This is a genomic window from Modicisalibacter sp. (assembly GCF_055145905.1).
This window is the reverse complement of record NZ_JBSREH010000002.1, coordinates 109,840-132,957: the sequence shown is the minus strand read 5'-3', so window position 1 is coordinate 132,957 and position 23,118 is coordinate 109,840. Positions and strand designations below refer to the sequence as shown.

The following is a 23,118-nucleotide window of genomic DNA, read 5'->3' as shown; positions in this document are numbered from 1 at the left end:
TCGCGATCACGACCAACGGCAACGCTTGGCGCCTCGGCCAGTAAGAGGCGGCCGTCGTGTATCCGAGTATCAACGCCGCCTCCGGGGCGGCGTTTTTGTGTCTGCCGTCTCGAAATGGGGCTGATTTGGGCGTGGTAAGTACGCGGGTGGGCAAGATGGGCCGATCTCGCCACAGTGAATCAATGAAATCAGGAGCTTGCAGCCCAAATGATCTTGATGATCGACAATTACGACAGCTTTACCTTCAACGTGGTGCAGTATCTGGCCGAGCTGGGTGCCGAGGTCCAGACCCATCGCAACGATGCCATCACCCTGGCCGAGATCGAGGCCCTGGCGCCGTCGCATATCGTGATTTCGCCCGGCCCCTGCACGCCGGACGAGGCGGGGATCTCGATGGAGGTCATCCGGCATTTCGCCGGCAGGCTGCCGATCCTGGGCATCTGCCTGGGGCATCAGGCCATCGGTCAGGTGTTCGGCGGTTCGGTGGTGCGCGCGCCGCAGGTCATGCACGGCAAGACCTCGCGGGTGCGCCATCGCGGCGAGGGCGTGTTCGCCGGCCTGGACGATCCGCTGGAGGTCACCCGCTATCATTCACTGGTGGTCGCCGACGAGGGCCTGCCCGAGTGCCTGACGGTGACCGCCCGGGTCGACGAGGACGACGTCACGCCCGGACTGATCATGGGGCTGCGCCACAAGACGCTGGATATCGAGGGGGTCCAGTTTCATCCGGAATCCATCCTGACGCGCCAGGGCCACGAGCTGCTGGCGAACTTTTTGCAACGCGGCGCCTGAAGGGGGAACACAACATGCAGATGCGAGAAGCCATCGACGCGGTGATGCGCGGGCGCCATCTGAGCTACGCCGAGACCCATGCGGTGATGAACCTGATCATGACCGGCGAGGCGACGGATGCACAGGTCGGCGCCTTCCTGATCGGCCTGTCGATGAAGGGGGAGACGGTCGACGAGGTGGCGGCCGCCGCGCAGGTCATGCGCGAACTGATGCTGCCGGTGCCGGTCGGCCTGCCGGACGTGGTGGATATCGTCGGCACCGGCGGCGACGGGGCCAACCTGTTCAACGTGTCGACGGCGTCGAGCTTCGTGGTGGCGGCGGCCGGCGGCCATGTCGCCAAGCACGGCAACCGCAGCGTCTCCTCCTCCTCGGGCAGCGCCGACCTGTTCGACGTGGCGGGCATCAAGCTCGACCTCAGGCCGGTCGAGGTGGCGCGCTGCATCGAGGAAGTCGGCGTGGGCTTCATGTTCGCGCCCATGCACCACCCGGCGATGCGTCACGCCATCGGCCCGCGCCGCGAGATGGGGGTGCGCACGGTCTTCAACATCCTGGGGCCGCTGACCAATCCGGCCGGGGCCCTGCACCAGCTGCTGGGCGTCTATCAGCCCGAGCTGGTGCCGCTGATGGCCGAGGCGGTCAAGCGCCTGGGCAGCCGTCACGTGCTGGTCGTGCATGCCGAGGACGGGCTCGACGAGATCTCGCTGGCGGCGCCGACCCGGGTGGCCGAGCTGCGCGATGGCGAGATCCACGAGTACACCATCGCCCCCGAGGACTTCGGCATCGAACGCCAGTCGCTGGAGCCGCTCAAGGTGGTGACCGCGGAGGACAGCCTGCGGCTGGTGCGCGAGGCGCTCGCCGGCGAGGGCGAGGCGGCGGACATCGTCGCGCTCAACGCCGGGGCGGCCCTCTACGCCGGTGACATCGCCGACAGCATCGCCGAGGGGGTGGCCATGGCCCAGGATGCGATGGGCAGCGGCCTGGCGCTGGAGAAGATGCGCGAGCTGGCCAACTTCACACGGGTATTTGCCGATCAGGGCGGGGAGGTGTCATGAGTCCATCCAATCTGCCGACCATCCTGGCACGGATCCTGGCCCGCAAGGAGGAGGAGATCGCCGAGCGGCGCGCCCGGGTCAGCGAGGCCACCCTGCTCGAACAGGCCGCGGCCCAGTCGGCGCCGCGCGGCTTCACCGCCGCGCTGCAGCGCGCCATCGACGACGGCGACCCGGCGGTCATCGCCGAGGTCAAGAAGGCCTCGCCCTCGAAGGGCGTGATCCGCGAGGCGTTCGATCCCGAAGCGATCGCCCGCGCCTATGCCGAGGCCGGTGCCAGCTGCCTGTCGGTGCTGACCGATGCCGACTACTTCCAGGGCTGCGAGGCATACCTGCAGTCGGCGCGCGCGGCCTGTCAGCTGCCGGTGCTCCGCAAGGATTTCATCGTCAACGGCTACCAGGTCAGTGAGGCGCGGGCGATCGGCGCCGACAGCATCCTGCTGATCGTGGCGGCGCTCGACGATGCGCAGCTCAAGGACCTGCACCAGCAGGCGCTGGCGCTGGGCATGGACGTGCTGGTCGAGGTTCACGACGCCCTGGAGCTCGAGCGGGCGCTGAACCTGGATCTGGCGCTGGTGGGCATCAACAACCGCGACCTGCGCACCTTCGAGACCAGCCTCGACACGACCTTCCAGCTGCTGACGCGGGTGCCCGAAGGGGTGACCGTGGTCACCGAATCGGGCATCCATACCCGTGGCGACGTGGAGCATATGCGCGAGCACGGCGTCAACGGCTTCCTGGTGGGCGAGGCCTTCATGCGCGAGGCCGACCCCGGCGCCGCGCTGCGCCGTCTGTTCTTCTGAGCCGTCGCCTCGCTGGCAACCGGTATCGGCCGCCCCGCGTGGGCGGCCGATGCGTTTCAGGCGTGCTGTGTCGAGTGCCGGTCGTCCCGTTTCGGGGCATATTCCGGGGAATCGGGAAAGATCAGGCTGATCAGCGTCTCGCCCGCCCGGGGCGCGAGAGGCTGGCGGTTGCTGGCGATGCGCAGGCGGCCGCCCTGGCCGATGCAGAACATCGGCAGCAGGCGATCGTCATGGATCGCGCGATAGTCGTCGATGCCGAAGGACTCGCTGAGCCGGGCACTGCGCAGCTCGGCGCCGCCGGCGATCAGACTGGACAGGCGCGCATAGGTGGCGTCCTCGGCGAACAGCAGCGGCAGGTGAGCCAGTGCCTGTTCGCGAAGACGGTGGGCGCCGGGGTCGTCGTGCTCGGCCAGGCGAAAGACCTTGCCGTGGCCGAGCAGGTGTTCGAAGTGCAGGGCCGCCAGGTTGTTGAGTTCCCGGTAGGGCGAGAGCGGCAGCAGGTGGCCGATGCCGGTCAGCTCCAGGTGCTGGGCGGCGTGCTCCGAGAGCGGGTTGCCGTAGTAGACCGGCAGGCCGGCCATGCGGGCCTCCTGCACGGCGTCCCAGTTGGTGTCGGCCAGACGCACCGCGAAGCCGGCGTCGGTCAGCGCCCGGGCCACGGCACGCGCCAGGGGGTTGGCGCCGAGGATCAGAAAGCCCGAGGGCGGTGGTTCGCTGACTCCGAGCAGTCGGGCGATCGGCCGCGACAGCAGGCTCTGTACCACCACGGTGCTGATGATCACCAGGAAGGTGATCGGCACCAGCCGGTCGGCGTCGGCGACCCCGGCGTCCTCGAGCTTGATGGCGAACAGCGAGGCCACCGCGGCGGCGACGATGCCGCGGGGGGACAGCCATGCCAGCAACGCCTTCTCGCGCCAGTGCAGGCCGCTGCCCAGGGTGCACAGCCAGACCGCCAGCGGGCGGGCGACCCATACCAGCACGATCAGATAGCCCCAGGCCGACCACGACAGCGATGCCAGCTGGTCGGTGGTCAGCCGCGCGGCCAGCAGGATGAACAGCCCCGAGATCAGCAGTACCGAGAGCGTTTCCTTGAACTCGATGATCTGCTGGGTGGGCACGGCGCGCATGTTGGCCAGCCACACGCCCATCACCGTCACGGTGAGCAGTCCCGATTCGTGGAAGAGCTGGTTGGAGACCGTGAACAGCCCGAGCATGGTCATCAGGGTGCCGAAGCTGTGCAGGCGCTGAGGCAGCCAGTGATGGCGCAGCACCAGCCCCCACAGATAACCGCCGATCATGCCCAGGCCGAAGCCGATGAACAGCGTCTTGCCGAACAGCACCAGGGTGTGGGTGATCGCTCCCTGGGCGAGTCCCAGGGCCACGAACTCGTAGACCAGAACGGCGCCGATCGCGCCCACCGGGTCGATCAGGATGCCTTCCCAGCGCAGGATCTGCGTCAGGTGGGTGCGGGCGCGCAGTGTCTGCAGCAGGGGCAGCACCACGGTCGGCCCGGTGACCACCAGCACCGCCCCCAGCACGCTGGCCATCTGCCAGTCGAGCCCGAGAAGCCAGTGAGCCGCCAGTGCGCCGATCACGCCGGTGACCAGGGCACCCCACATCACCAGTCGGCGCACCGTGCGGCCGTGGCCGCGCAGGTCCTTGAGGTCCAGGGTCAGGCTGCCCTCGAAGAGGATCACCGCGACCGCCAGCGAGACCAGCGGGAACAGCAGCTCGCCCAGCAGGGCGTCCGGCTCGAGCAGGCCGGTGACCGGGCCCGCGGCGATGCCGCCGAGCAGCAGCGGCAGGATGGCCGGCAGGCGCAGGCGCCAGGCGAGCCACTGGCAGGCGAGCGCCAGCAGGCCGATGCCGGTCAGCACGAGGGCAGGATGCTGCATGATGACGATTCCCCGGTGTGGCGAGCAGAACGAGCGCGCAGCCTAACCGGCCGCCGGTCGGGGCGCAATCGCGCAGCGGTGACAACCAAGGCTAGCGTAGTTCGTGTCGTCGCCAGGGTCTGATCCGTCGACAGCTCTGCGAGGGGGCGCTGTGAAACCCTCCATGGGCGCTACCTGCGCCATCCATGGCGCAGGACCCCCTCTTCGAGCTGTCCCCGGCGCCCCTGGCCCGAGCCAACTGCGCTTGTCCTGCATTAGCGACAGGGTTAGCGATGAAAGAGCCAGGCCAGCAGCGACAGGACCGCGCTGATCAGCACCATGGTGGTCACGGGGATGTAGAGGGTGACGTGTTCGCGCCGGATCAGCAGGTCGCCGGGCAGACGGCCCAGCGGTAGCTTCGACAGCCAGGGCCAGAGCAGCCCGACGACGACGATGCCCAGGCCGATCAGGATCAGTGTCCGTGACATGGCGACCTCCGCTACGGCGTGCCGTGGAGTGGCGGGGCCGGGCGGCCCCGTCAGTGTCTCATGCCGGATGATGCTGGCGCTTGAGGGCCAGCAGCAAGCCCTGTAGCGGATGCGGCAGTGTCGTATCCGACAGGCGTTTGGCCTGGCTGCGGCAGGAGTAGCCGGTGGCCAGCAGGCGCCCGGCGTTGGCCGGGTCCTCGACCCGTTCGCGCCAGGAGAGGTCGTAGACGGCTTCCGAGGTCTCGCGGTTGCGGGCCTCGTGACCGTAGGTGCCGGACATGCCGCAGCAGCCGGTGGCCAGCGGTTCGAGCTGCAGGCCGAAGCGGGCGAACAGCCGTTGCCAGGCCCTGGGGCTGCCCGGGGCATTGGTGGCCTCGGTACAGTGGATCAACAGCCGGAAACCGGGGTCGTCGTGGATAACGCGTTCGGGCAGTGCCTCGTCGGGCAGATCGAGCAGCCACTCCTGAAGCAGCTTCACCTCGGGGACGGCCTCGGCGCCCAGCGCCTTGACGTATTCCTGGCGGTAGGTGAGCGTCATCGCCGGGTCGATGCCCACCAGCGGCACGCCGAACTCGGCGAGGGTCGACAGACGCCGGGCCTGTTTCTCGGCGGTGCGCGCGAAGGCGCCCAGAAAGCCCTGGACGTGCAGCGGCTTGCCGTTGGGCGCGAAGGGCGCGACGAACACGCGGATATCGAGCCGGCCCAGCAGTTCGACGATATCCATCACCAGCTTGGCCTCGAAGTGGCTGGTGAAGGCGTCCTGGACGAGGATCACGCTGCGTGCCTTCTGGGCCTCGGTGAGCCGGCCCAGCGTCGTCGGCGTGGCCTCGGCGATGCCCCAGGCGCGCAGCTGCTTGGCGAGGTTCGCCCGCGACAGCCGCGGGCTGTCGACCATGCCGATCGGGCCGGCCAGCAGACGGTCCACCAGGCGGGTGTCGAGCAGGGCGTTGTAGAGCGGTGCCACCGGGCGCAGGTAGGGCACGAGGAACTCCAGCCCGCCAATCAGGTAGTCGCGTACCGGTCGCAGGTAACGGCCGTGGTAGATCTCCAGGAACTGTGACCGGAAGGTGGGCACGCTGACCTTGACCGGGCACTGCCCGGCGCAGGACTTGCAGGCCAGGCAGCCGGCCATGGCGTCGTAGACCTGGTGGGACACGTCCGGTTCGCCGCGCCGCGCCGCCAGGGTATTGGCGAGACGCTTCGGGAAGCCGCGCACGAAGCCCCAGGCGCCTTCCCGGCGGGTGCGGCGTGATTCGTCCAGCACGTCGATGCCGGCGTTGCCCTGCAGGCGCAGCCACTCGCGCATCAGGCTGGCGCGCCCCTTGGGCGAGTGGACGCGATCGCGCGTCGCCTTCCACGACGGGCACATGGCGTCATCGGGATCGTAGTTGTAGCAGGCGCCGTTGCCGTTGCAGTACACGGCCTCGCCGTGGGCCTGCCAGACGCGCTCGTCGATCTGCCGGTCGTGCTCGCCGCGGGTCGGCACACCGTCGATGCGCAGCAGGCCGGGGTCGACCCATTTCACGGCCTGCTCATCACCATCGTCGCTCGTCCTCGTCCCGGAAGCCGACTCGCCCGTGGCTCCGGGCGGCGTGGCGGCTTCCGCGGCTTCGGGCGGGATAGAGAGCGGAGTCGCGATCTTGCCGGGGTTGAGCTGGTTGCGCGGGTCGAAGGCGCCCTTGAGGCGCTGCAGGCTGGGGTAGAGGTCGCCGAAGAACCTGGGTGCGTATTCCGAGCGCACGCCCTTGCCGTGCTCGCCCCACAGCAGGCCGTGGTACTTGTGGGTCAGTGCGGCCACGGCGTCGGAGATCGGCCGGATCAGCGCCGCCTGCTCGGGGTCCTTCATGTCGATCGCCGGGCGCACGTGGAGCACCCCGGCGTCGACATGGCCGAACATGCCGTAGCTCAGGCCGTACCCGTCGAGCAGGTCGCGGAATTCGGCGATGTAGTCGGCCAGGTGCTCGGGCGGCACCGCGGTGTCCTCGACGAACGGGATGGGGCGTTTTTCGCCCTGCACGTTGCCCAGCAGGCCCACCGAGCGCTTGCGCATGGCGTAGACGCGGCCGATCTGCTCGCGGCCTTCGGCGAGGGTGTAGCCCAGGCGCTCGACGCTGGTGTCGGCCTCGAGATGCTTGCAGAAGTCGGCGACCCGCGAGGCCAGGCGCTCGGGGTCGTCGTCGTTGAACTCGATCAGGTTGATACCGCGCACCGCCGGCGCCCCGGACTCGCCGGTGGGGAAGAACTCGGCGACGCTGTCCCAGACGAAGTCCTGCATGGCCAGTAGCAGCACCCGGTCGTCGACGGTCTCGATCGAGGTGGGCGAGGCCGTGGCGGCCATCAGCGCCTTGGCGTCGCGCAGGGCGTCCATGAAGCCGGCATAGCGAACGTTGACCAGCGTCGAGTGCGCCGGAATCGGCAGCACATTGAGCGTCGCCTCGGCGAGAAAGGCCAGGGAGCCCTCCGAGCCGCACAGCACGCTGTTGAGGTCGAAGTGACCGTCCTTGGCGCGCAGGTGCGCCAGGTCGTAGCCGGTCAGGCAGCGGTTGAGCGGCGGAAAGGTGGCGTCGATCGCCTCGCGTTGGGTGTCGATGATATCGCGGGCGGTCCGGTGCACGTCGCCGACGATGCCCTCGCGTTCGCACAGCGCCGCGAGCCCGGCGTCGTCCACCGGGCGGCTCTCCAGGCGCTCGCCGCCACGCAGCACCACGTTCAGGGCCAGCACGTGGTCGCGGGTCTTGCCGTACTCGCAGCTGCCCTGGCCGCTGGCATCGGTGGAGATCATGCCGCCGATCGTCGCCCGGTTGGAGGTGGACAGCTCCGGCGCGAAGAACAGCCCGTGGGGCTTCAGGGCGGCGTTGAGCTGGTCCTTGACCACCCCGGCCTGCACGCGGACGCGGCGGTTCTCGACGTCGATCTCGAGGATGCGGTTCATGTGCTTCGAGACGTCGATGACCAGCCCGTCGGTGAGCGACTGGCCGTTGGTGCCGGTGCCGCCGCCGCGCGGGGCGAGCACGATCTCGCGGAAGTCCTCGCGGGCGGCGAGCCGGGCGATGCGTTCGAGATCCTCGGCGTCGCGCGGGTAGAGCACCGCCTGGGGCAGGCGCTGGTAGATCGAGTTGTCGGTGGCGAGCACGGTGCGGTCGGCGTAGTCCGGCGCGATGTCGCCGGTGAAGCCGGCCTCGCGCAGGGCGTCGAGGAAGGCCACGTAACGCGCACCGGTCCGGGAAGCAGGGTCCAGTCGTGCGATCATGTTGGTCGTCGGGTCGGGCATGCGAAGGAATCGGGAGAGCGTCCTACCTTACCCGAGATCGCCTTGCTGCGCATCCGCGTGCCGGTCGCAGCCAAGCTCGACAAGGATAGCCTCCGCATCTTTCTGGGCTAACCCGTCGACAGGTCTTCGAGGGGCGCTATGTACCCCTCCTTGGGCGCTGCTTTGGCTATCCATGGCCAAAAACCCCCTCTACGACCTGTCCCCGGTGCCTCTGTGTCTGGCTGGCAAGCAGCAGTTGCCCCGCGGTCGCGGCGGGGAGCGCTTTTCCTTACAATGACAGCCCTTGCCGGACCCGCCGTGGCGGGTTCGCCCTCTATCATGACTGGATTCGTCAACGGAAAAGGCACCCATGCTCGATCCCAAACTGCTTCGCAGTGACCTCGAAGACGTGGCGCAACGCTTGGCCAAGCGAGGCTTCACGCTGGATACCGCGCAGTTCGAGGCGCTGGAGAGCCAGCGCCGCACGCTGCAGACCGAAACCGAACAGCTCCAGAACGAGCGCAACACGCGCTCGAAGGCGATCGGCAAGGCCAAGGCGGCCGGCGAGGACATCCAGCCGCTGCTCGACGAGGTCAGTGACCTGGGAGACCGACTGGATGCCGCCAAGTCGCGCCTCGCCGAGGTTCACGCCGAGCTTGACGCCCTGCTGGCGAGCCTGCCCAACCTGCCCCACGAGAGCGTGCCGGAAGGCAATGACGAGGCCGACAATGTCGAGCTGCATCGCTGGGGCACGCCGTCGACCTTCGACTTCCCGGTCCAGGACCACGTCGATCTGGGGGCGCGTCACGGCTATCTGGATTTCGAGATGGCCGCCAAGCTGACCGGCTCGCGCTTTGCGGTGATGCGCGGGCCGATCGCGCGGCTGCACCGGGCGCTCGTGCAGTTCATGCTCGACCGCCAGACCCTCGAGCACGGCTACGAGGAGTGCTACGTCCCCTACATCGTCAACCGCGACTCGCTGACCGGGACTGGCCAGCTGCCGAAGTTCGGCGAGGACCTGTTTCGCCTCGAGGGGGAGAGCGACTATTACCTGATTCCCACCGCCGAGGTGCCGCTGACCAACTTCGCCCGCGACCACATCTTCGAGGCCCGGGAACTGCCGGTTCGGCTGACCGCGCACACCCCGTGCTTCCGCAGCGAGGCGGGCGCCTACGGCAAGGACACCCGCGGCATGATCCGCCAGCACCAGTTCGACAAGGTCGAGATGGTCCAGATGGTCGACCCCGAGACCAGCTACGACGCCCTGGAGGAAATGCGCGGCCATGCCGAGGCGATCCTGCAGGCGCTGGAGCTGCCGTATCGGGTGGTCACCCTGTGCGCCGGCGACATGGGCTTCGGCGCCGCCAAGACCTACGACCTCGAGGTCTGGCTGCCCAGTCAGGAGACCTACCGCGAGATCTCGTCGGTTTCCAACTGCGAGGACTTCCAGGCGCGGCGCATGCAGGCTCGCTTCCGCCGCCCCGAACAGAAGAAGCCGCAGCTGCTGCACACCCTGAATGGCTCCGGCCTGGCCGTGGGGCGCTGCCTGCTGGCGGTGCTCGAGAACAACCAGCAGGCCGATGGCTCGATCCGGGTTCCGCAAGTCCTGCGCGGTTACATGGGCGGGCTCGAGGTCATCAACGTCGACTGAGCCCGTCGAGGGACGACGACGTCACTCGCCGTCGGGGCCGGCGATCGCCCAGGTGACCGCTACCCCGGCGTCGATCTCGATCTCGCCCGCGCGGTATTCGCTGCCGCCCTTGGCCTGGGCCGCCTCGGCCCGCATCGCCAACGTGCGGGGTTGCACGTCGGGGGCGGTGGTTTCCGCGACGCGCACCACCGGCCCCAGCGAGATGCCCAGGCGCTGCGCCATCAGCTGCGCCTTGTGTCGGGCCTTGTCGATGGCACGTTCCAGGGCCTGGTCAGCGGCGGCGTCACGATCGGTGAGGTCGTAGGTGACGCCGTCGAGGGCATCGACGCCGGCTCCGGTCAGGATGTCCAGCACAATGGGCAGCCTCGAGAGCGTATCCAGGTGGATCGTGATCGGCCGTTCGAGCTGGGTGCGTACCCGGGGTCCGGCATCATCGTCCCGGTTCGTCGCCGGCAGATAGTCGGGATGCACGCTCAGCGAGCCGGCCTGAATGGCCCGGCTGGAAACGCCCTTGACCTCCAGTGTGCGGATCACCTCGGCGATGCGTGCCTCCAGGCGTTGCCGAGCCTCGGCGAGTGCCTCGGGATCGGTTGACTGCGCGGCGCTGCGGGACACGGCCGGTGTGCGCTCCCACAGGCGGGCATTGAGCGTCGCCGTGTCCGGTGCCACGTGGAGCGTGGCGCGGGCCTCGACGCTCAGGCCGTCGTCGTGGGTCGGCGCCTGGGCGTGAGCGGCGAGGGGAGTGCCGATCAGGGCGACGGCCGCCGTGATGCGCAGCCAGGAAAGTGGGGGCATGGAACCTCCTTCGAATGAGTGTCGGGTGCCAACAAGGATACGCCATCATGCGGTCTGCACGGTTCACTTGTCTGCTGGTGCTGTTCGCGCTGTGTCGAATCGGCGCGGCTGAGGCGGCCATCACCGTGACGGACGCTCGCGGCGAGACGGTGACGCTCGAGGCACCGGCTAAACGCATCGTCGCCCTGGCCCCGCATGCGGTGGAGCTGCTCTATGCGGTTGGGGCCGGCGATGCCCTGAGCGGCGTGATCGCGGGCAGCGACTATCCGCCCGCGGCGCAGGCCCTGCCGCGGGTGGGCAGCTATCAGGGGATTTCCCTGGAGGCGATCCTGAGCCGGCGGCCCGACCTGGTGGTGAGCTGGCTGAGCGGCACGCCGCATGCCGTGACCGCGCGCCTGCGCGCGCTGGGCATCCCCGTCTACGCCAGCGAGCCGCGCCGTCTTTCGGACATTCCCGAAGAGCTGCGCGAGCTGGGGCGGCTGACCGGGCACGCGGAGCAGGGCGAGGCGCGGGCCGAGCGCTTCGCGGCACGCCTGGCCAAATTACGCCAGAGTTTCGCCCGGCCGCCGCGGGTCTTCTATCAGGTGGCGCCCGCGCCCCTGACCACGCTGGGGGGCGGCCAGATCATCACCCAGGTGATCCGCGCCTGTGGTGGGCAACCGCTGTTCGCCGACTCGCCGGTACTGGTGCCGCAGGTCAGTCGCGAAACCCTGCTCGCGGCCCGGCCGACGGTGATTCTCGCGGCCGGCGACGACGATGACTGGCAGGCCGCCTGGCAGCGCTGGACCACGCTGCCGGCGGTGCGTGATGGCCACCTCTATACCCTTGACCCCGACGGGATCAGTCGACCGGGGCCGCGCCTGCTCGACGGCATGGCGCAGGTCTGCAGGGTGCTGGCCGAGGCCGCCACCGCTCAGTAGTCGATGCCGCGGCGGGCCTGGATGCCGGCGTCGAAGGCGTGCTTGACGTCGCGCATCTCGGTGACGGTGTCGGCCATGTCGATCAGTTCGCGATGGGCGTTGCGGCCGGTGACGATCACCGTCTGCTCCGCGGGGCGCTCCCGCAGGGCACGTTCCACCGTGGCGATGTCCAGATAGCCGAACTTGAGCATGTAGGTGATCTCGTCGAGGACCACCAGGTAGACGTCGGGGTCGCGCAGCAGGCGCTCTGCCTGCTGCCAGACTTCGCGACAGGCGCGGGTGTCGCTCTCGCGGTTCTGGGTCTCCCAGGTGAAGCCGGTGGCCATGATCGCCACCTCCAGGTTGGCATCCTCGGCCAGCCGTTCGCGCTCGCCGCATTCCCACTGACCCTTGATGAACTGCACCACGCCGACCCGGTAGCCGTAGCCCAGCGCACGGGTGACGGTGCCCCAGGCGGCGGTGGTCTTGCCCTTGCCGTTGCCGGTGAAAACCAGCAGCAGGCCGCGTTGTTCATTGGCGGCGGCGATGCGCTCGTCGACGTGGGTCTTGAGCTTCTGCATCGATTGCCGGTGGCGGGTATCGCGATCACTCATGGGGCCTCTCGGAATAGAAGGAAGAAGAAGGCGCTCGGCCGTGTGGCGGGTGCCCTCATTGTAAAAAACGTGACGAAAAGCGGTGTAATTTTGCCTTCACGTTGGCCGATATTCGACGAATTTCGGTTGACTTGCCGCCGTCTTGTCGCAAGTATGACTTTCCATGCCCGATCCGGGCAGGCACTGTCAAGGACGATAGTCTCCCGCCGCTCCACCGTGGGCTGCCTCCCTTGAGCGTCTGTCCCGTCGATCCGACCCACGCTCCGCCGCGACCGGCGGTCGCTTCGGCACCGCTTGCGCCTTTCGTGCATGACGAAGAGGAGACGTTCCGTGCTACCCGACACGCTCAGCCAGTCCCTGGCACGCTGTACCGCGCTGCCATCGCTGCCGGCGGTGGTGATGCGCGTCATCGAGATGGCCGGGGACCCCGAGGTCAGCCTGCGCGCGGTGGCGGCGACGCTGAGCCAGGACCCGGCCCTGGCGGCGCGCCTGCTGTCGCTGGCGAATACGGTGCTGCACGTCGGCCGTTATCCGATCGAGGACGTGCAGCAGGCCGTTCAGCGTATCGGGCTCGACCGCACCCTGTCACTGGCACTGGGCTGCAGTCTGGTCTGCAATCCCCGGGATGCTGACGAGGCGCCGTTTCTGGAGCGTTACTGGCAGCGGGCGTTGATCAGCGCCATGGTCGCCCGGTCGCTGGCCGAGGCGCTCGCGCTGGAGTCCCGCTCGGGGTCGGCGTTCACGGCCGCGCTGCTGCAGGATATCGGCATGCTGGCGCTGCAGGCCGCCCTTCCCGAAACCTACCGGCCGCTGCTGGGACAGACGATGCCTCATGCCCGGCTGGTTCGGGCGGAACGCGAGCTGCTGGGTACCGACCATGCGGAAGTCGGCGCCTGGCTGGCACAGCGCTGGCGGCTGCCCGAGCGCATGGTGGGCTGGATTCGTGACAGCCATGCGGTGCTAGAACCCGGTGCCGAGGGTGATCGTCTGGCGCTCAACTGTGTCATTGCGGCGGGGCGGATCGCCGATGGCTGGCAGCAGGGCGAAGCCGAACTGAGCGGCGTGATGGCGGCGCTCGAGACGGGGCTCGGGATGGAGGCCCCGCAGATGGTCGAGCAGCTGATGATGCTGCAGGCACAGTTGCCCCGGCTGGCGGCGCTGTTCCGTGTCGGTGCCCCGGACGCGCTGGATGCCCAGCAGCTGATGCTCGAGGCCAAGTGGTTGCTGGCGGAACAGAATGCGCGCCTGCAGCACGACCTGCATCGTCAGCGGGCCGAACTGGAGGCACTGCGCGACCAGCACCAGCGGCTGGCCCGGCAGGCGCATTGCGATGCATTGACCGGCCTGGCCAACCGCCGCCAGCTCGAGGACAGCCTGAACCGGGCGTTTGACGCGGCGTCGCTCGACGATACGGCGCTGACGGTGGTGTTCATCGATCTGGATCGCTTCAAGGCCTTCAACGATCGCCACGGCCATGCCTGCGGCGATGAGGTGCTGCGCCGCTTCGGCCGCCTGCTGGCCGAACTGGTTGCGCAGCGTGGCGGCGAAGTGGGGCGCTACGGCGGCGAGGAGTTCCTGTTGATCCTGCCCGGCATCGACAGCCAGGCCGCCGAAGAGGTGGTCGCCTGCTTCCAGTCTTGGCTGTCACGCACGCCCATGGCCGAGGTCGAGGGCGAGGCGCTGTTCGTGACCGCGTCCTACGGCATCGCCACCCATTGCCCCGGCGACCAGGCCTTCGCCGACGTCGCCGCCCTGGTCCACGCCGCGGATGCCGGCATGTATCGGGCCAAGGGGCGGGGCGGCAGCCGTGTCACCATCCATGAAGCCGGCGATCCTGCGCGTCAGGTGTCCAAGCGCCTGAACTGACGCCACGAGGGCGCCGGGCGGGCCGGCGTCACGACAGGTGCCCGGGATTGTGCAGTTCGCGCTCGTCGACGGGCGGCGGCGTCCACTGGTAAAGCCAGGTCTCGGTGAGCGGTCGATCACCGGCCTTGAGGTAGACACGCAGGTTGATGGGGTCGGTGTTTTCCGGCGGGACCAGATCGAACATCGCGCGATAGCCGTCGATGGCATGCAGCGGCCGCGCCGAGGTGATTTCCACGCGGCCGGCGCTGTGCTCGATGACCGGTACCACCTCCACGTCCTGGACGGCATCGAAAGGGAAGGGACCGCCCCGGAAGTCGATCACGAAACGCCAACTGAAGTAGTCGCGCCGCTGACCGACCACGCCGCCGAGACCGGTACGGGTGGCCACGCAGCGGGCCAGTTCGGGTTGCGACGGCGGTGTATTGCACCAGTAGAGGCGGTAGGCGTAGAGCATCTCGTTGCCCGGTTGCACGGGCTCGTCGGGGTGCCAGAAGGCGACGATGTTGTCGAAGGTTTCGTCGATCGTGGGGATCTCGACCAGCTGAACCGAACCCTTGCCCCAGTCGCCCCGGGGCTCGACCCACACCGAGGGGCGACGGTCATAGTACACGCCGTCGTCCTGGTAATGGTCGAAGTCGCGATCCCGTTGCAGCAGGCCGAAGCCCCTGGGATTCTGGTCGCTGTAGGCGTTGAAGCGCAGATGCGGCGGGTTGACCAGCGGACGCCACAGCCATTCGCCGGCGCCGGTGTGCATCGCCAGGCCGTCGGAGTCGTGAATTTCCGGGCGCCAGTCCCAGTCCGCCTGGCGATCGTTCTCGCCGACCAGGTACATGCTGGTCAGCGGCGCGATGCCCAGGCGCTCGATCGGCTGGCGCGGATAGAGCGCGGCGTCGACGTCCATGGTGACATCCTCGACGATGCGAATGACGAAGCGATAGGCCCCGGTGACGCTGGGCGATTCCAGCAGGGCGTAGACCGTCAGCTCGTTGCTGCCGGAGGCGGGCCGCTCCAGCCAGAAGCGGGTGAAGTCGGGAAACTCCTCGGGCCGGGGCAGACCCGTGTCGACCGCCAGGCCGCGGGCCGACATGCCGTACTGCAGGGTGCGGCTGGTGGCGCGGAAGTAGCTGGCGCCGAGAAACGCCACCCGGTCGCGTTCCCAGTCGTCGTCGTGCAGCAGGCGGAAACCGGCGAAGCCGAGGTCGCTCGGCAGGGCGTCGCCGTCGATGCCCGAGTCGCCGTAGTCGAACATCGCCGGGTCGTAGGCGATCTCGTGCGCCCGACCGTCGACGACTTCGTGGATGGTGATCGGTTTCTTGAAGTAGAGGCCCAGGTGAAACAGTTCGGCGCGATAGCGGGCCTGTTCGTCGTCGGACCACAGGGCATGATCCTTGCGAAAGCGAATGGCCTGGTATTGATCCCAGGTCAGCCCCAGCAGCTCGGGAGGCAGGTTTGCCTCTTCGGCCCGGGGCGGTTGGTCGGCGAGGTGGCGTGCCAGGCCTTTCAGTCGCGCGTAATCGAAGGGCGTGCCCTGCCCGCTACTGGCGGACGAGGCGTCGGGAGCGGCCGCCAGCACTCGGGAAAGCGGCAGAAAGACCCCGCCCAGCGCGCTGGCGGCCTTGAGGAAATCGCGTCGATGCATGAGTCGTCCCTGATGGTCGATGAAGCGTCATCGACGTTCACTATAGGAATCGCGTCGGGCCCCGGCAATCCATGCCGGGGCGCATGACGGCCGCCGTACTACAGACGGAGGATGATCCCGCCTTCCAGGTAGCGGCCCTGGGTGTTGTAGCCGTCGACGAGCTGATAGTCGCGATCCAGCGCATTGTCGAGCTTGGCGGACAACGCGATGCGGGGGGTGAGCTGCCAGTCGGTGCGCAGGTCCACCACACCGTAGCCGGCTGTGGTGGTATCGGCATAGGTGGCGGCATCCGTGTCGCGGCGGTCGCCGGCGCTGCGCAGCGTGGCGCCGAACGACCAGTCCCCGCTCGTGTAGTCGGCATCGAGGCGGCCGAAGGTGCGCGCGCGGCGCTTCAGGCGCTCGCTTGTCTCGCGATTCTCGGGGGTCTGGTGCGTCAGGGCGGCGTGCAGCGCGAAACCACCGTATTGCCAGTCGCCCGCCAGCTCGATGCCACGGATCCGGGCCTTGCCGACGTTGTAGGGGATGAAGGTGGTCGGGTCGTAGTCGATCAGGTCGTCGATGCGGGTATCGAAGGCGGTCGCCGACAGGCCCCAGGCGTCGCGATCGAGGCGCCAGAACAGCTCGCGGGTGCGCGAGGTTTCGGCGTCGAGATTCGGGTTGGCGCCATAGGGACCGTAAAGATCGAGCAGGCTGGGGGCCTTGTAGGCGGTGCCGTAGCTGGCGCCGATCTGCTGATTCTGGGTCAGCGAGTAGGCATAGGCGAGGCTGCCGGTGGTGGCGCCGCCGAAGCGGGTGTCATCGTCGTGGCGAATCCCGGCCGACAACTGGTGGCGGGCCAGGCGCTTGTTCCAGTTGGCAAACACGCCCCAGTTTCGGCGGCCGTCCTCGGCGTAGGTCAGCGGCGAGTCGAGCGAGGCATCGCGGAAGTCGGCGCCCAGGGCGGTATCTCCCCAATCGCCCGTCAGACGGTTGGTTAGCGACACCTCATTGCGCCGGGTTAATGTCTCGCCGGATGAATGGCCGTCGATGATCCGCTCGCGGCTTTCGCTGACTCGGGCGACGGCCAGCTCGGTGTCCCAGCCCGGTCTTGCGTGCGTGGTCAGCGAGGCGGAGAGGACTTGCTGGTCGCCCTGGCCACGGCAATTCTGGCTGAGTGTGTAGCCGCAGTCGTCGTAGTCGTAGTCATTGCGGGTACGCAGCAGCGAGACGTTCAGGTCGGCCCGCTCGCCGAAGGCGTGGCGCATGGCCAGCTTGCCGGTGCGCTGTCCGAAGCCGTCGTCGTCACCGCCGTTGGCACGGGCCGAGAAGCCGTCGGTGCTCTGGTGATCGATCAGCGCCGAAAGTTGAGTGTCGGCCTGGTTCGCGGTGAACCAGGCGGTTTCCTGACGGCTGTTATCACTGCCACGGCGCAGCGTCAGGGTGGCGTGCTCGCCGTCGGCTTCGGCTTGGCGGGTGATGATGTTGATCACGCCGCCGATGGCATCGGCCCCGTAGGCGGCGGCGCGGGGGCCGCGCACGATCTCGATGCGCTGGATGGCCGCTACCGGCAGGAACTCCCAGTTGATCGAGCCGTCGGTAGCCGAGGCGATGCGCGCCCCGTCGATCAGCACCAGGGCGTGGTCGGAATTGGTCCCTCGCAGGAACAGGCTGGTCTGGTTGCCGCGGGCGCCGTTGCGGGTCAGCTCGACGCCGGCCCGGGCCTGGAGCAGCTCGGTCACGGAGTTCGGCTGCAGGCGCTCGATCTCGTCGCGGTCGATGATGGTGGTGCTGGCGAGCACATCGGCGCGTGTCTGGGGCAGGCGATTGGCGGTGACCTGCAGGGTGTCCAGGCGCTGGTCGGCCTGGGTCAGGGGGGCCACCGTGACGCCGATGGCGAGCCACAGCGGGCTCTTGTGAAGCTGCATGGAAATATCCTCAAGCGCGTCGTGACAGTCGATCGCGATGAGGAGGACAGATAAGGGTGACGACGGCCCGCCACGCACGGACGGCTTGCCGCTACGCCAGCCGGAAGTTCCGGAGGACGCACCGGCCCTGTCGCCACTGGCGAAGCCCTCCGCATCAGCCAGTGAAGAGACGCAGGCCGGTCTCCGGACTGACGCGCTGGGCCGTGGACGTACGACCGCGGATCGATGTCACCTTCCCGCCTGGCGGCAGTGGTCGGCGCTGGGCCAGACATCGATCGACGCGAACACCGTTGCGGGGGCAGTGCGGGAGTGTCACCCGCTTCCCGAGCACCTGGGTCTCGACGGTGGGGAATTCTGCGGGGCCGGGGAGGGCAAGTCAACGCCGTGGCGTAGGGGGTGGCGGGGGCAAGAACCCGGTCGTCCCTGACCGGGCGTGCGCGGTGCATCCTTGCTGTCCCGTTGGGCGTTTCCATGCTCAACAGGCTAACCATGGCACCTGATCCGCGTTTTTGCGCTTAACTCAGGTTATGAAGCGTCAAAAAAGGTTCGGATATCGGAGTCATGATGTGGGGCGCTGTTCATGGATGACCAGTTCCACTCGGCGATTGGCGGCACGATCGTCCGGCGAATCGTTGGGTCGCAGCGGGCGAGTGTCGGCATAGCCGATGGCGCGCAGTCGGTCGGCGGTGATGCCCTGTTCCTGCAGGTAACGCAGCACGGCGCTGGCCCGGGCACTGGAGAGTTCCCAGTTGGACGGGAAGCGGGCGGTGTGGATGGGCACGTCGTCGGTATGCCCCTCCACGGAGATCGTCCCCCGGGTGCGTTCGAGAAGCGCCACCAGGCGATGGAGCACCGTGGCGCCGGGCCGGGTCAGATCGGCCTGGCCGCTGGCGAACAGCAGGTGGTCCTGAATGCGCAGGTTGAGCCCCGCATCGCTGCGCGACACGCTGACACCATCGAGCCGGGGCAGCAGGCCGGTGAGGTCGGGCTGCGTCCCCGTGGCACGGGCCGGGACGGCGACGGCCGCCATGGATGTGGGAGCCGCCGCCGTCTCCGCGGTGGGATCGGTCAGGGTCAGCAGCAGCACGAACAACGTGATGAGCAGCGTCAGCACGTCGAGATAGCTCAGCAGCCAGCTTTCACCGTCCTCGCCCGATGCCTTGCCCTGCCCGGGCAGCAGGTTGTCGTGCCCGTCACCCATGCGAGCCGTCCTGCATGGGGTCGATAGCGGGTGCCGGTTCGCCGTCGTCGCGAATCTCGTCCTGATGATCGGCCATGAAGGAGTTAAGGGTCTCCTCGATGAAGGAAGGCAGGCGCCGCCGCGAAATCAGCGAAACCCCTTCGAGCACCATGTTCATGGCGATCAGGCGTTCCTCGGTGCGGCGTTCGAGCTTCACGGCGATCGGCTTGAACACCAGATTGGCCAGCAGGATGCCGTAGAAGGTGGTCAGCAGCGCCACCGCCATGCGCGGGCCGATATCCGCCAGGCTGCCGCCGTCCATGACCTCGAGCATGTTGACCAGCCCCACCAGGGTACCGAGCATGCCGAAGGCCGGCGCATAGGCGGCCATGGTGCGAAAGATCTGCGCCTCGGCATGTTCCCGTGCCTTGAGGCGCGCGATGCGCCAGCGCAGCAGGTCGAGAATCTCTTCCTCCTTGGTATTGGCGATGACCAGCTGGATGCCGCTGCGCAGGAAGGGGTTGCGGGTCTTTTCCAGCGCGCGCTCCACGGCCCGGACGTCACCCTTGAACCACAGCCGCGCCATGTCCACCAGTTCCTGGATGTCATCGCGGACATGGCTGTCCTCGCGGCGAAAGACCAGGCCCACCAGGCGCACGACGCGTACCACCTCCTTCAGGGGATAGCTGATGAAGGTCGCCGCCATCGTGCCGGTCAGCACGATGGCCAGGCCGGGCAGGTTGAGAAAGCTGTCGGGAGACTCGGCCGTGAGAAACAGCACGCTGGCCAGCAACAGACAGCTGACCACCATGCCGATCAGCGTGGAGGGGTTCATCGGGGCTCCTTGGATGACGATCGTTTATCGTTCTATCGGCTTCGGCCCCGAAAAGTTGAGGAGAGCCGGCCGCGGGCCCGCGATCACTTGATGTCAGTCAATTTTTTCGGGTCATCGCTGATCAGCGAGTCGGCGCCCCAGGCATACAGGCGTCGGGCGACGTGCGGGTCGTTGACCGTGTAGGCGACCAGCCGGCAGGGGCTCGCGGCCACGGCACGGGCCTGTTGCTCGCGCAGGCGTCGCCAGTCCAGATGCAGGCTGAAGGCGTCGAGCGCACGGATGTCCTCCCGCCAGCTACGGGGCAGGCGCTTGGCGATGAGGCCCAGGCGCAGCTGGTGCGGATCGGGTCGATGACGGCGCAGGGCGTGCAGCGCCCGACGATCGAAGGAAGAGGCCAGCCAGCGCGAGGGCGGCAAACAGCGTTCGACCGGCGGCAGCACCGCGTCCACCAGGGCGGCCGGATCGCGCCCCCGGTTGACCTTGAATTCCAGGTTGAGGCCCAGCTCGAGCGAGACGATCAGGTCAAGCATCGCCTCGAGGGTGGCCATCCGCTCGCCGTTGAACTCGGCGGAGAACCAGCCGCCCACGTCGAGTCGTCGGGCGGTGGCCAGGCTCAGCCCGGCCAGGCGCCCCCGTTCGCCAGTGCAGCGCTTGATTCCGGCGTCGTGCCAGATCACCGGTGTGCCGTCGCCAAGCAATTGAACGTCGAGCTCGACCCAGCGGCAGCCGGCGGCATGGGCGGCGCGAACGGCGGCCAGGGTGTTTTCCGGCGCGTGGGCCGACAGGCCGCGATGAGCCATGACGGGCGGTAGTTCGTCGGGCGGCGGAGCGGGTGGCATGCGGGTTCCTCGGGCGGGAGCGGAAAGCGTGGGGCGGCGCCGGCCGGTATGCTAGTCTGCCCCGCCGATCATCTCGCGAATGGAGAGCCCATGAAAGTCGTGAACGTGAACGATGCCCGGCAGCGCGAGGCCTGTCTGGCGCGCCTGTGTGCCGAAGTCTATGGCCGCGACGCCGGCCTCGTGCCGCTGGCGAGCTTCGCCGGCACCCTGGGCGTGCTGGTGCGCCAGGACGCGGCGCGTATCCTGGCGCTGACCGACGACGACGGCCGCCCGGCGGCACTGGCGCTGCTGGTATCCGATGCCCGCGGCGAGAGCATGGAACTGGCGCTGCTCGGCGTTCTGCCCGAGACGCCGGTCGAGAACGCTGCCGAACGCCTGGTGGCGGAGCTCGCCACGCGGGCGCCGCTGCGCGTCAACGCGGTCGACGCCGACCAGGAAACCATGTTCCACCGCGCCGGCATCGAGCGCTGGCTGAGCGGGCCGGAGGGCCAGCGCATCGGGCTGGCACCCCGCCACCCGGAAGCCGGTCCCGACACGCTGCCCGTGAGCCTGAATTTCGACGTCAACGCCGTGGTGCAGTCCTTCAAGCAGGACCGCGAGCTGTTCGACGGCTACAAGGCGCGCTTCGTGCGCGGCCTGGAGCAGTTTCCCGCGCAGCTGTGAACCCGGCCGCGGCGCGGGGTCAGCGCGCCAGCCAGCCGCCGTCCACCGCCAGCGCATGACCGTGGACGTAATCGGCGGCCGACGAGGCGAGAAAGACCGCGGCGCCGGCGATGTCCTCCGGTTCTCCCCAGCGCTCGGCGGGGATGCGCGCCAGCAGCTCGGCGTTGCGCTGCGGATCATCGCGCAGCGCCTGGGTGTTGTCGGTGGCCATGTAGCCCGGGGCGATGGCGTTGACGTTGATGCCGTGGGCGGCCCATTCGTTGGCCATCAGCCGGGTGAGGCCGAGCAGGCCGCTCTTGCTGGCGGTGTAGGAAGGCACCCGAATGCCGCCCTGAAAGGAGAGCAGGGAGGCGACGTTGATGATCTTGCCGCGGGCGCCGCGCTCGATCAGGTGACGCGCGACGTGCTGGGCTAGGAAGAAGGCGGCCTTGAGGTTCACATCGATGACCGCGTCCCAGTCCGCTTCGCTGAACTCGATGGCCGGGGCGCGGCGAATCAGACCGGCGTTGTTGACGAGGATGTCGAGCTGGCCCGCCGCGGCGACGGCGTCCTCGACGATGGCGGCCGGGGGTGTCTCGCCGAGCGCGGCGGTGACGCTGTGGTAGCGGCGTCCCTGCGCTTCGACGGCTTCCCGGGTGGTAGTGTCGTCGCTGCGATTGACGCCGACGATGTCGGCGCCGGCCTCGGCCAGGGCGACGGCCATGGCGCGGCCGAGCCCCTTGTTGCAGCCGGTGACCAGGGCGGTTCGCCCGGCGAGCGAGAAACGGGTCAGGGACATGAAGACTCCTTGTCGGCAATCCGTGGTTGCGGGTGTTCCCAGCGTAGGCGATGCCACGGCGCTTGCCGAACCGCGGGGACTGGCCTTGATCGGCGGACGCTTGTAAGGTGAGCCGACTCCGTCAGTTGAACAAGGATTGCCGGCCATGGCCAAACGTATCCAGTTTTCCCGCACCGGTGGCCCCGAGGTGCTCGAGCTCGTCGACGTGACACCCGCCGCTCCCGGACCGGGTGAAGTGCGCGTCGCCAACCGGGCGATCGGCCTGAACTTCATCGATATCTACTTCCGTACCGGCCTCTATCCGGCGCCGGGCCTGCCTTCCGGGCTGGGCACCGAGGGGGCCGGCGTGGTGGACGCCGTCGGCGAGGGTGTGACCCACCTCAAGCCGGGCGATCGCGTCGCCTATGCCCAGGGACCGCTGGGCGCCTATGCCGAGCAGCATGTGCTGCCCGCCGATAAGGTCGTGGTGCTGCCCGACGGCATCGATTTCGAGACCGCCGCGGCGTCGATGCTCAAGGGGCTGACCGTGCAGTACCTGCTGCGCCAGACCCATCGGGTCGAGGCGGGCGAGACGATCCTCTTCCACGCCGCGGCCGGCGGGGTCGGCTCGATCGCCTGCCAGTGGGCCAGGGCGCTGGGCGCCAAGCTGATCGGCACTGTCAGCTCGCCGGAGAAGGCCGAGCTGGCGAAGAAGAACGGCGCCTGGGCGACCATCGACTATACCCGCGAGAACGTGGTCGAGCTGGTGCGCGAGCTGACCGGCGGCGAGATGGTGCCGGTGGTCTACGACTCGGTGGGCAAGGACACTTGGGAGACCTCGCTGGACTGCCTGAGCAAGCGTGGCCTGATGGTCAGCTTCGGCAATGCCTCGGGGCCGGTGGAGGGCGTCAACATCGGCATCCTCAACCAGAAGGGATCGCTGTTCGTGACCCGCCCCAGCCTCAACGGCTACGCCGATACCCGCGAGCGCTTCGAGATGATGTGCCGCGACCTGTTCGAGATGCTCGAGAGTGGCAAGGTCAAGGTGGACATCGGCCAGCGCTATCCGCTTGACAAGGCGGGCGAGGCCCAGGAAGCCCTGGCCTCGCGGCGCACCACCGGTTCGACCGTCCTGCTGACCTGAGGCCGGCCGGCACCGGGCTGGATGTCGGTGCCGGTTTCCTTCCGGGCATCAAAAGCGCCCTGCCCGTCGTTGCGAC

The 23,118-nt window shown here is 68.4% G+C and carries 19 protein-coding genes and 1 riboswitch; of the genes, 8 read left to right on the top strand and 11 right to left on the bottom strand.

Annotated features, from left to right (window positions below):
• The first annotated feature begins 207 nt into the window (after positions 1 to 207).
• From ACTCB7_RS02490 to trpC, 3 genes are read left to right on the top strand one after another with little or no spacing between them, the layout of a single operon-like run.
• A complete protein-coding gene (locus tag ACTCB7_RS02490; RefSeq protein WP_463005437.1) occupies positions 208 to 792 on the top strand; it encodes an anthranilate synthase component II in 585 nt (194 codons plus the stop codon).
• 14 nt (positions 793 to 806) lie between these two features.
• On the top strand, positions 807 to 1,844 hold the full coding sequence (trpD, locus tag ACTCB7_RS02485; RefSeq protein ID WP_463005436.1) for an anthranilate phosphoribosyltransferase: 1,038 nt from the start codon (positions 807 to 809) through the stop codon (positions 1,842 to 1,844).
• The gene (trpC, locus tag ACTCB7_RS02480) at positions 1,841 to 2,644 is read left to right on the top strand and encodes an indole-3-glycerol phosphate synthase TrpC (RefSeq protein WP_463005435.1); all 804 of its coding nucleotides are present in this window, start codon (positions 1,841 to 1,843) and stop codon (positions 2,642 to 2,644) included. The genes trpD and trpC overlap by 4 nt, the downstream gene beginning before the upstream one ends.
• Before the next feature lie 56 nt (positions 2,645 to 2,700).
• On the opposite strand, the gene ACTCB7_RS02475 is transcribed toward trpC, so the two are convergent.
• The 3 genes from ACTCB7_RS02475 to ACTCB7_RS02465 form a co-directional block, all read right to left on the bottom strand.
• Complete coding sequence (locus tag ACTCB7_RS02475; protein WP_463005434.1) at positions 2,701 to 4,539, bottom strand: cation:proton antiporter; 1,839 nt, start codon at positions 4,537 to 4,539, stop codon at positions 2,701 to 2,703.
• 266 nt (positions 4,540 to 4,805) lie between these two features.
• Positions 4,806 to 5,006, bottom strand: coding sequence for a DUF2905 domain-containing protein (locus tag ACTCB7_RS02470; RefSeq protein WP_463005433.1), 201 nt, complete (start codon positions 5,004 to 5,006; stop codon positions 4,806 to 4,808).
• 58 nt (positions 5,007 to 5,064) lie between these two features.
• A complete protein-coding gene (locus ACTCB7_RS02465; protein ID WP_463005432.1) occupies positions 5,065 to 8,256 on the bottom strand; it encodes an FAD-binding and (Fe-S)-binding domain-containing protein in 3,192 nt (1,063 codons plus the stop codon).
• 370 nt (positions 8,257 to 8,626) lie between these two features.
• Between ACTCB7_RS02465 and serS the strand changes: the two genes are divergently transcribed.
• Entirely contained in the window at positions 8,627 to 9,907 is a 1,281-nt protein-coding gene (gene serS, locus ACTCB7_RS02460) for a serine--tRNA ligase (RefSeq protein WP_463005431.1), read from the top strand.
• Between the two features lie 21 nt (positions 9,908 to 9,928).
• On the opposite strand, the gene ACTCB7_RS02455 is transcribed toward serS, so the two are convergent.
• On the bottom strand, positions 9,929 to 10,702 hold the full coding sequence (locus ACTCB7_RS02455) for an SIMPL domain-containing protein (protein ID WP_463005430.1): 774 nt from the start codon (positions 10,700 to 10,702) through the stop codon (positions 9,929 to 9,931).
• A 47-nt stretch (positions 10,703 to 10,749) separates the two neighbouring features.
• On the opposite strand from ACTCB7_RS02455, the gene ACTCB7_RS02450 reads away from it, so the two are divergent.
• The gene (locus ACTCB7_RS02450; protein ID WP_463005429.1) at positions 10,750 to 11,622 is read left to right on the top strand and encodes a cobalamin-binding protein; all 873 of its coding nucleotides are present in this window, start codon (positions 10,750 to 10,752) and stop codon (positions 11,620 to 11,622) included.
• Here ACTCB7_RS02450 and cobO read toward each other — a convergent pair.
• Complete coding sequence (cobO, locus tag ACTCB7_RS02445) at positions 11,616 to 12,215, bottom strand: cob(I)yrinic acid a,c-diamide adenosyltransferase (protein WP_463005428.1); 600 nt, start codon at positions 12,213 to 12,215, stop codon at positions 11,616 to 11,618. The two genes, ACTCB7_RS02450 and cobO, sit on opposite strands and share 7 nt — an antisense overlap.
• 330 nt (positions 12,216 to 12,545) lie before the next feature.
• On the opposite strand from cobO, the gene ACTCB7_RS02440 reads away from it, so the two are divergent.
• Positions 12,546 to 14,081: a sensor domain-containing diguanylate cyclase gene (locus ACTCB7_RS02440; RefSeq protein WP_463005427.1), complete on the top strand. Its 1,536-nt coding sequence runs from the start codon at positions 12,546 to 12,548 to the stop codon at positions 14,079 to 14,081.
• Positions 14,082 to 14,109: 28 nt separating this feature from the next.
• Here the strand turns inward: ACTCB7_RS02440 and ACTCB7_RS02435 are convergent, their stop codons facing one another.
• The 5 genes from ACTCB7_RS02435 to ACTCB7_RS02415 form a co-directional block, all read right to left on the bottom strand.
• On the bottom strand, positions 14,110 to 15,720 hold the full coding sequence (locus tag ACTCB7_RS02435) for an OpgD/OpgG family glucan biosynthesis protein (RefSeq protein WP_463005426.1): 1,611 nt from the start codon (positions 15,718 to 15,720) through the stop codon (positions 14,110 to 14,112).
• Positions 15,721 to 15,818: 98 nt separating this feature from the next.
• Positions 15,819 to 17,624, bottom strand: coding sequence for a TonB-dependent receptor domain-containing protein (locus tag ACTCB7_RS02430; RefSeq protein ID WP_463005425.1), 1,806 nt, complete (start codon positions 17,622 to 17,624; stop codon positions 15,819 to 15,821).
• A gap of 157 nt (positions 17,625 to 17,781) precedes the next feature.
• Positions 17,782 to 17,974, bottom strand: a riboswitch (cobalamin riboswitch).
• A 209-nt stretch (positions 17,975 to 18,183) separates the two neighbouring features.
• Entirely contained in the window at positions 18,184 to 18,825 is a 642-nt protein-coding gene (locus ACTCB7_RS02425; protein ID WP_463005424.1) for an OmpA/MotB family protein, read from the bottom strand.
• The gene (locus tag ACTCB7_RS02420; RefSeq protein WP_463005423.1) at positions 18,818 to 19,639 is read right to left on the bottom strand and encodes a motility protein A; all 822 of its coding nucleotides are present in this window, start codon (positions 19,637 to 19,639) and stop codon (positions 18,818 to 18,820) included. The genes ACTCB7_RS02425 and ACTCB7_RS02420 overlap by 8 nt, the downstream gene beginning before the upstream one ends.
• A gap of 83 nt (positions 19,640 to 19,722) precedes the next feature.
• Positions 19,723 to 20,478 carry a glycerophosphodiester phosphodiesterase family protein gene (locus tag ACTCB7_RS02415; protein WP_463005422.1) on the bottom strand — a complete coding sequence of 252 codons (756 nt, stop codon included), beginning with the start codon at positions 20,476 to 20,478 and terminating at the stop codon, positions 19,723 to 19,725.
• 90 nt (positions 20,479 to 20,568) lie between these two features.
• On the opposite strand from ACTCB7_RS02415, the gene ACTCB7_RS02410 reads away from it, so the two are divergent.
• Positions 20,569 to 21,141: a hypothetical protein gene (locus ACTCB7_RS02410; RefSeq protein ID WP_463005421.1), complete on the top strand. Its 573-nt coding sequence runs from the start codon at positions 20,569 to 20,571 to the stop codon at positions 21,139 to 21,141.
• Positions 21,142 to 21,160: 19 nt separating this feature from the next.
• On the opposite strand, the gene kduD is transcribed toward ACTCB7_RS02410, so the two are convergent.
• On the bottom strand, positions 21,161 to 21,919 hold the full coding sequence (gene kduD, locus ACTCB7_RS02405; RefSeq protein WP_463005420.1) for a 2-dehydro-3-deoxy-D-gluconate 5-dehydrogenase KduD: 759 nt from the start codon (positions 21,917 to 21,919) through the stop codon (positions 21,161 to 21,163).
• A gap of 145 nt (positions 21,920 to 22,064) precedes the next feature.
• On the opposite strand from kduD, the gene ACTCB7_RS02400 reads away from it, so the two are divergent.
• Positions 22,065 to 23,042, top strand: coding sequence for an NADPH:quinone reductase (locus tag ACTCB7_RS02400; protein ID WP_463005419.1), 978 nt, complete (start codon positions 22,065 to 22,067; stop codon positions 23,040 to 23,042).
• The last annotated feature ends 76 nt before the right edge of the window (positions 23,043 to 23,118 follow it).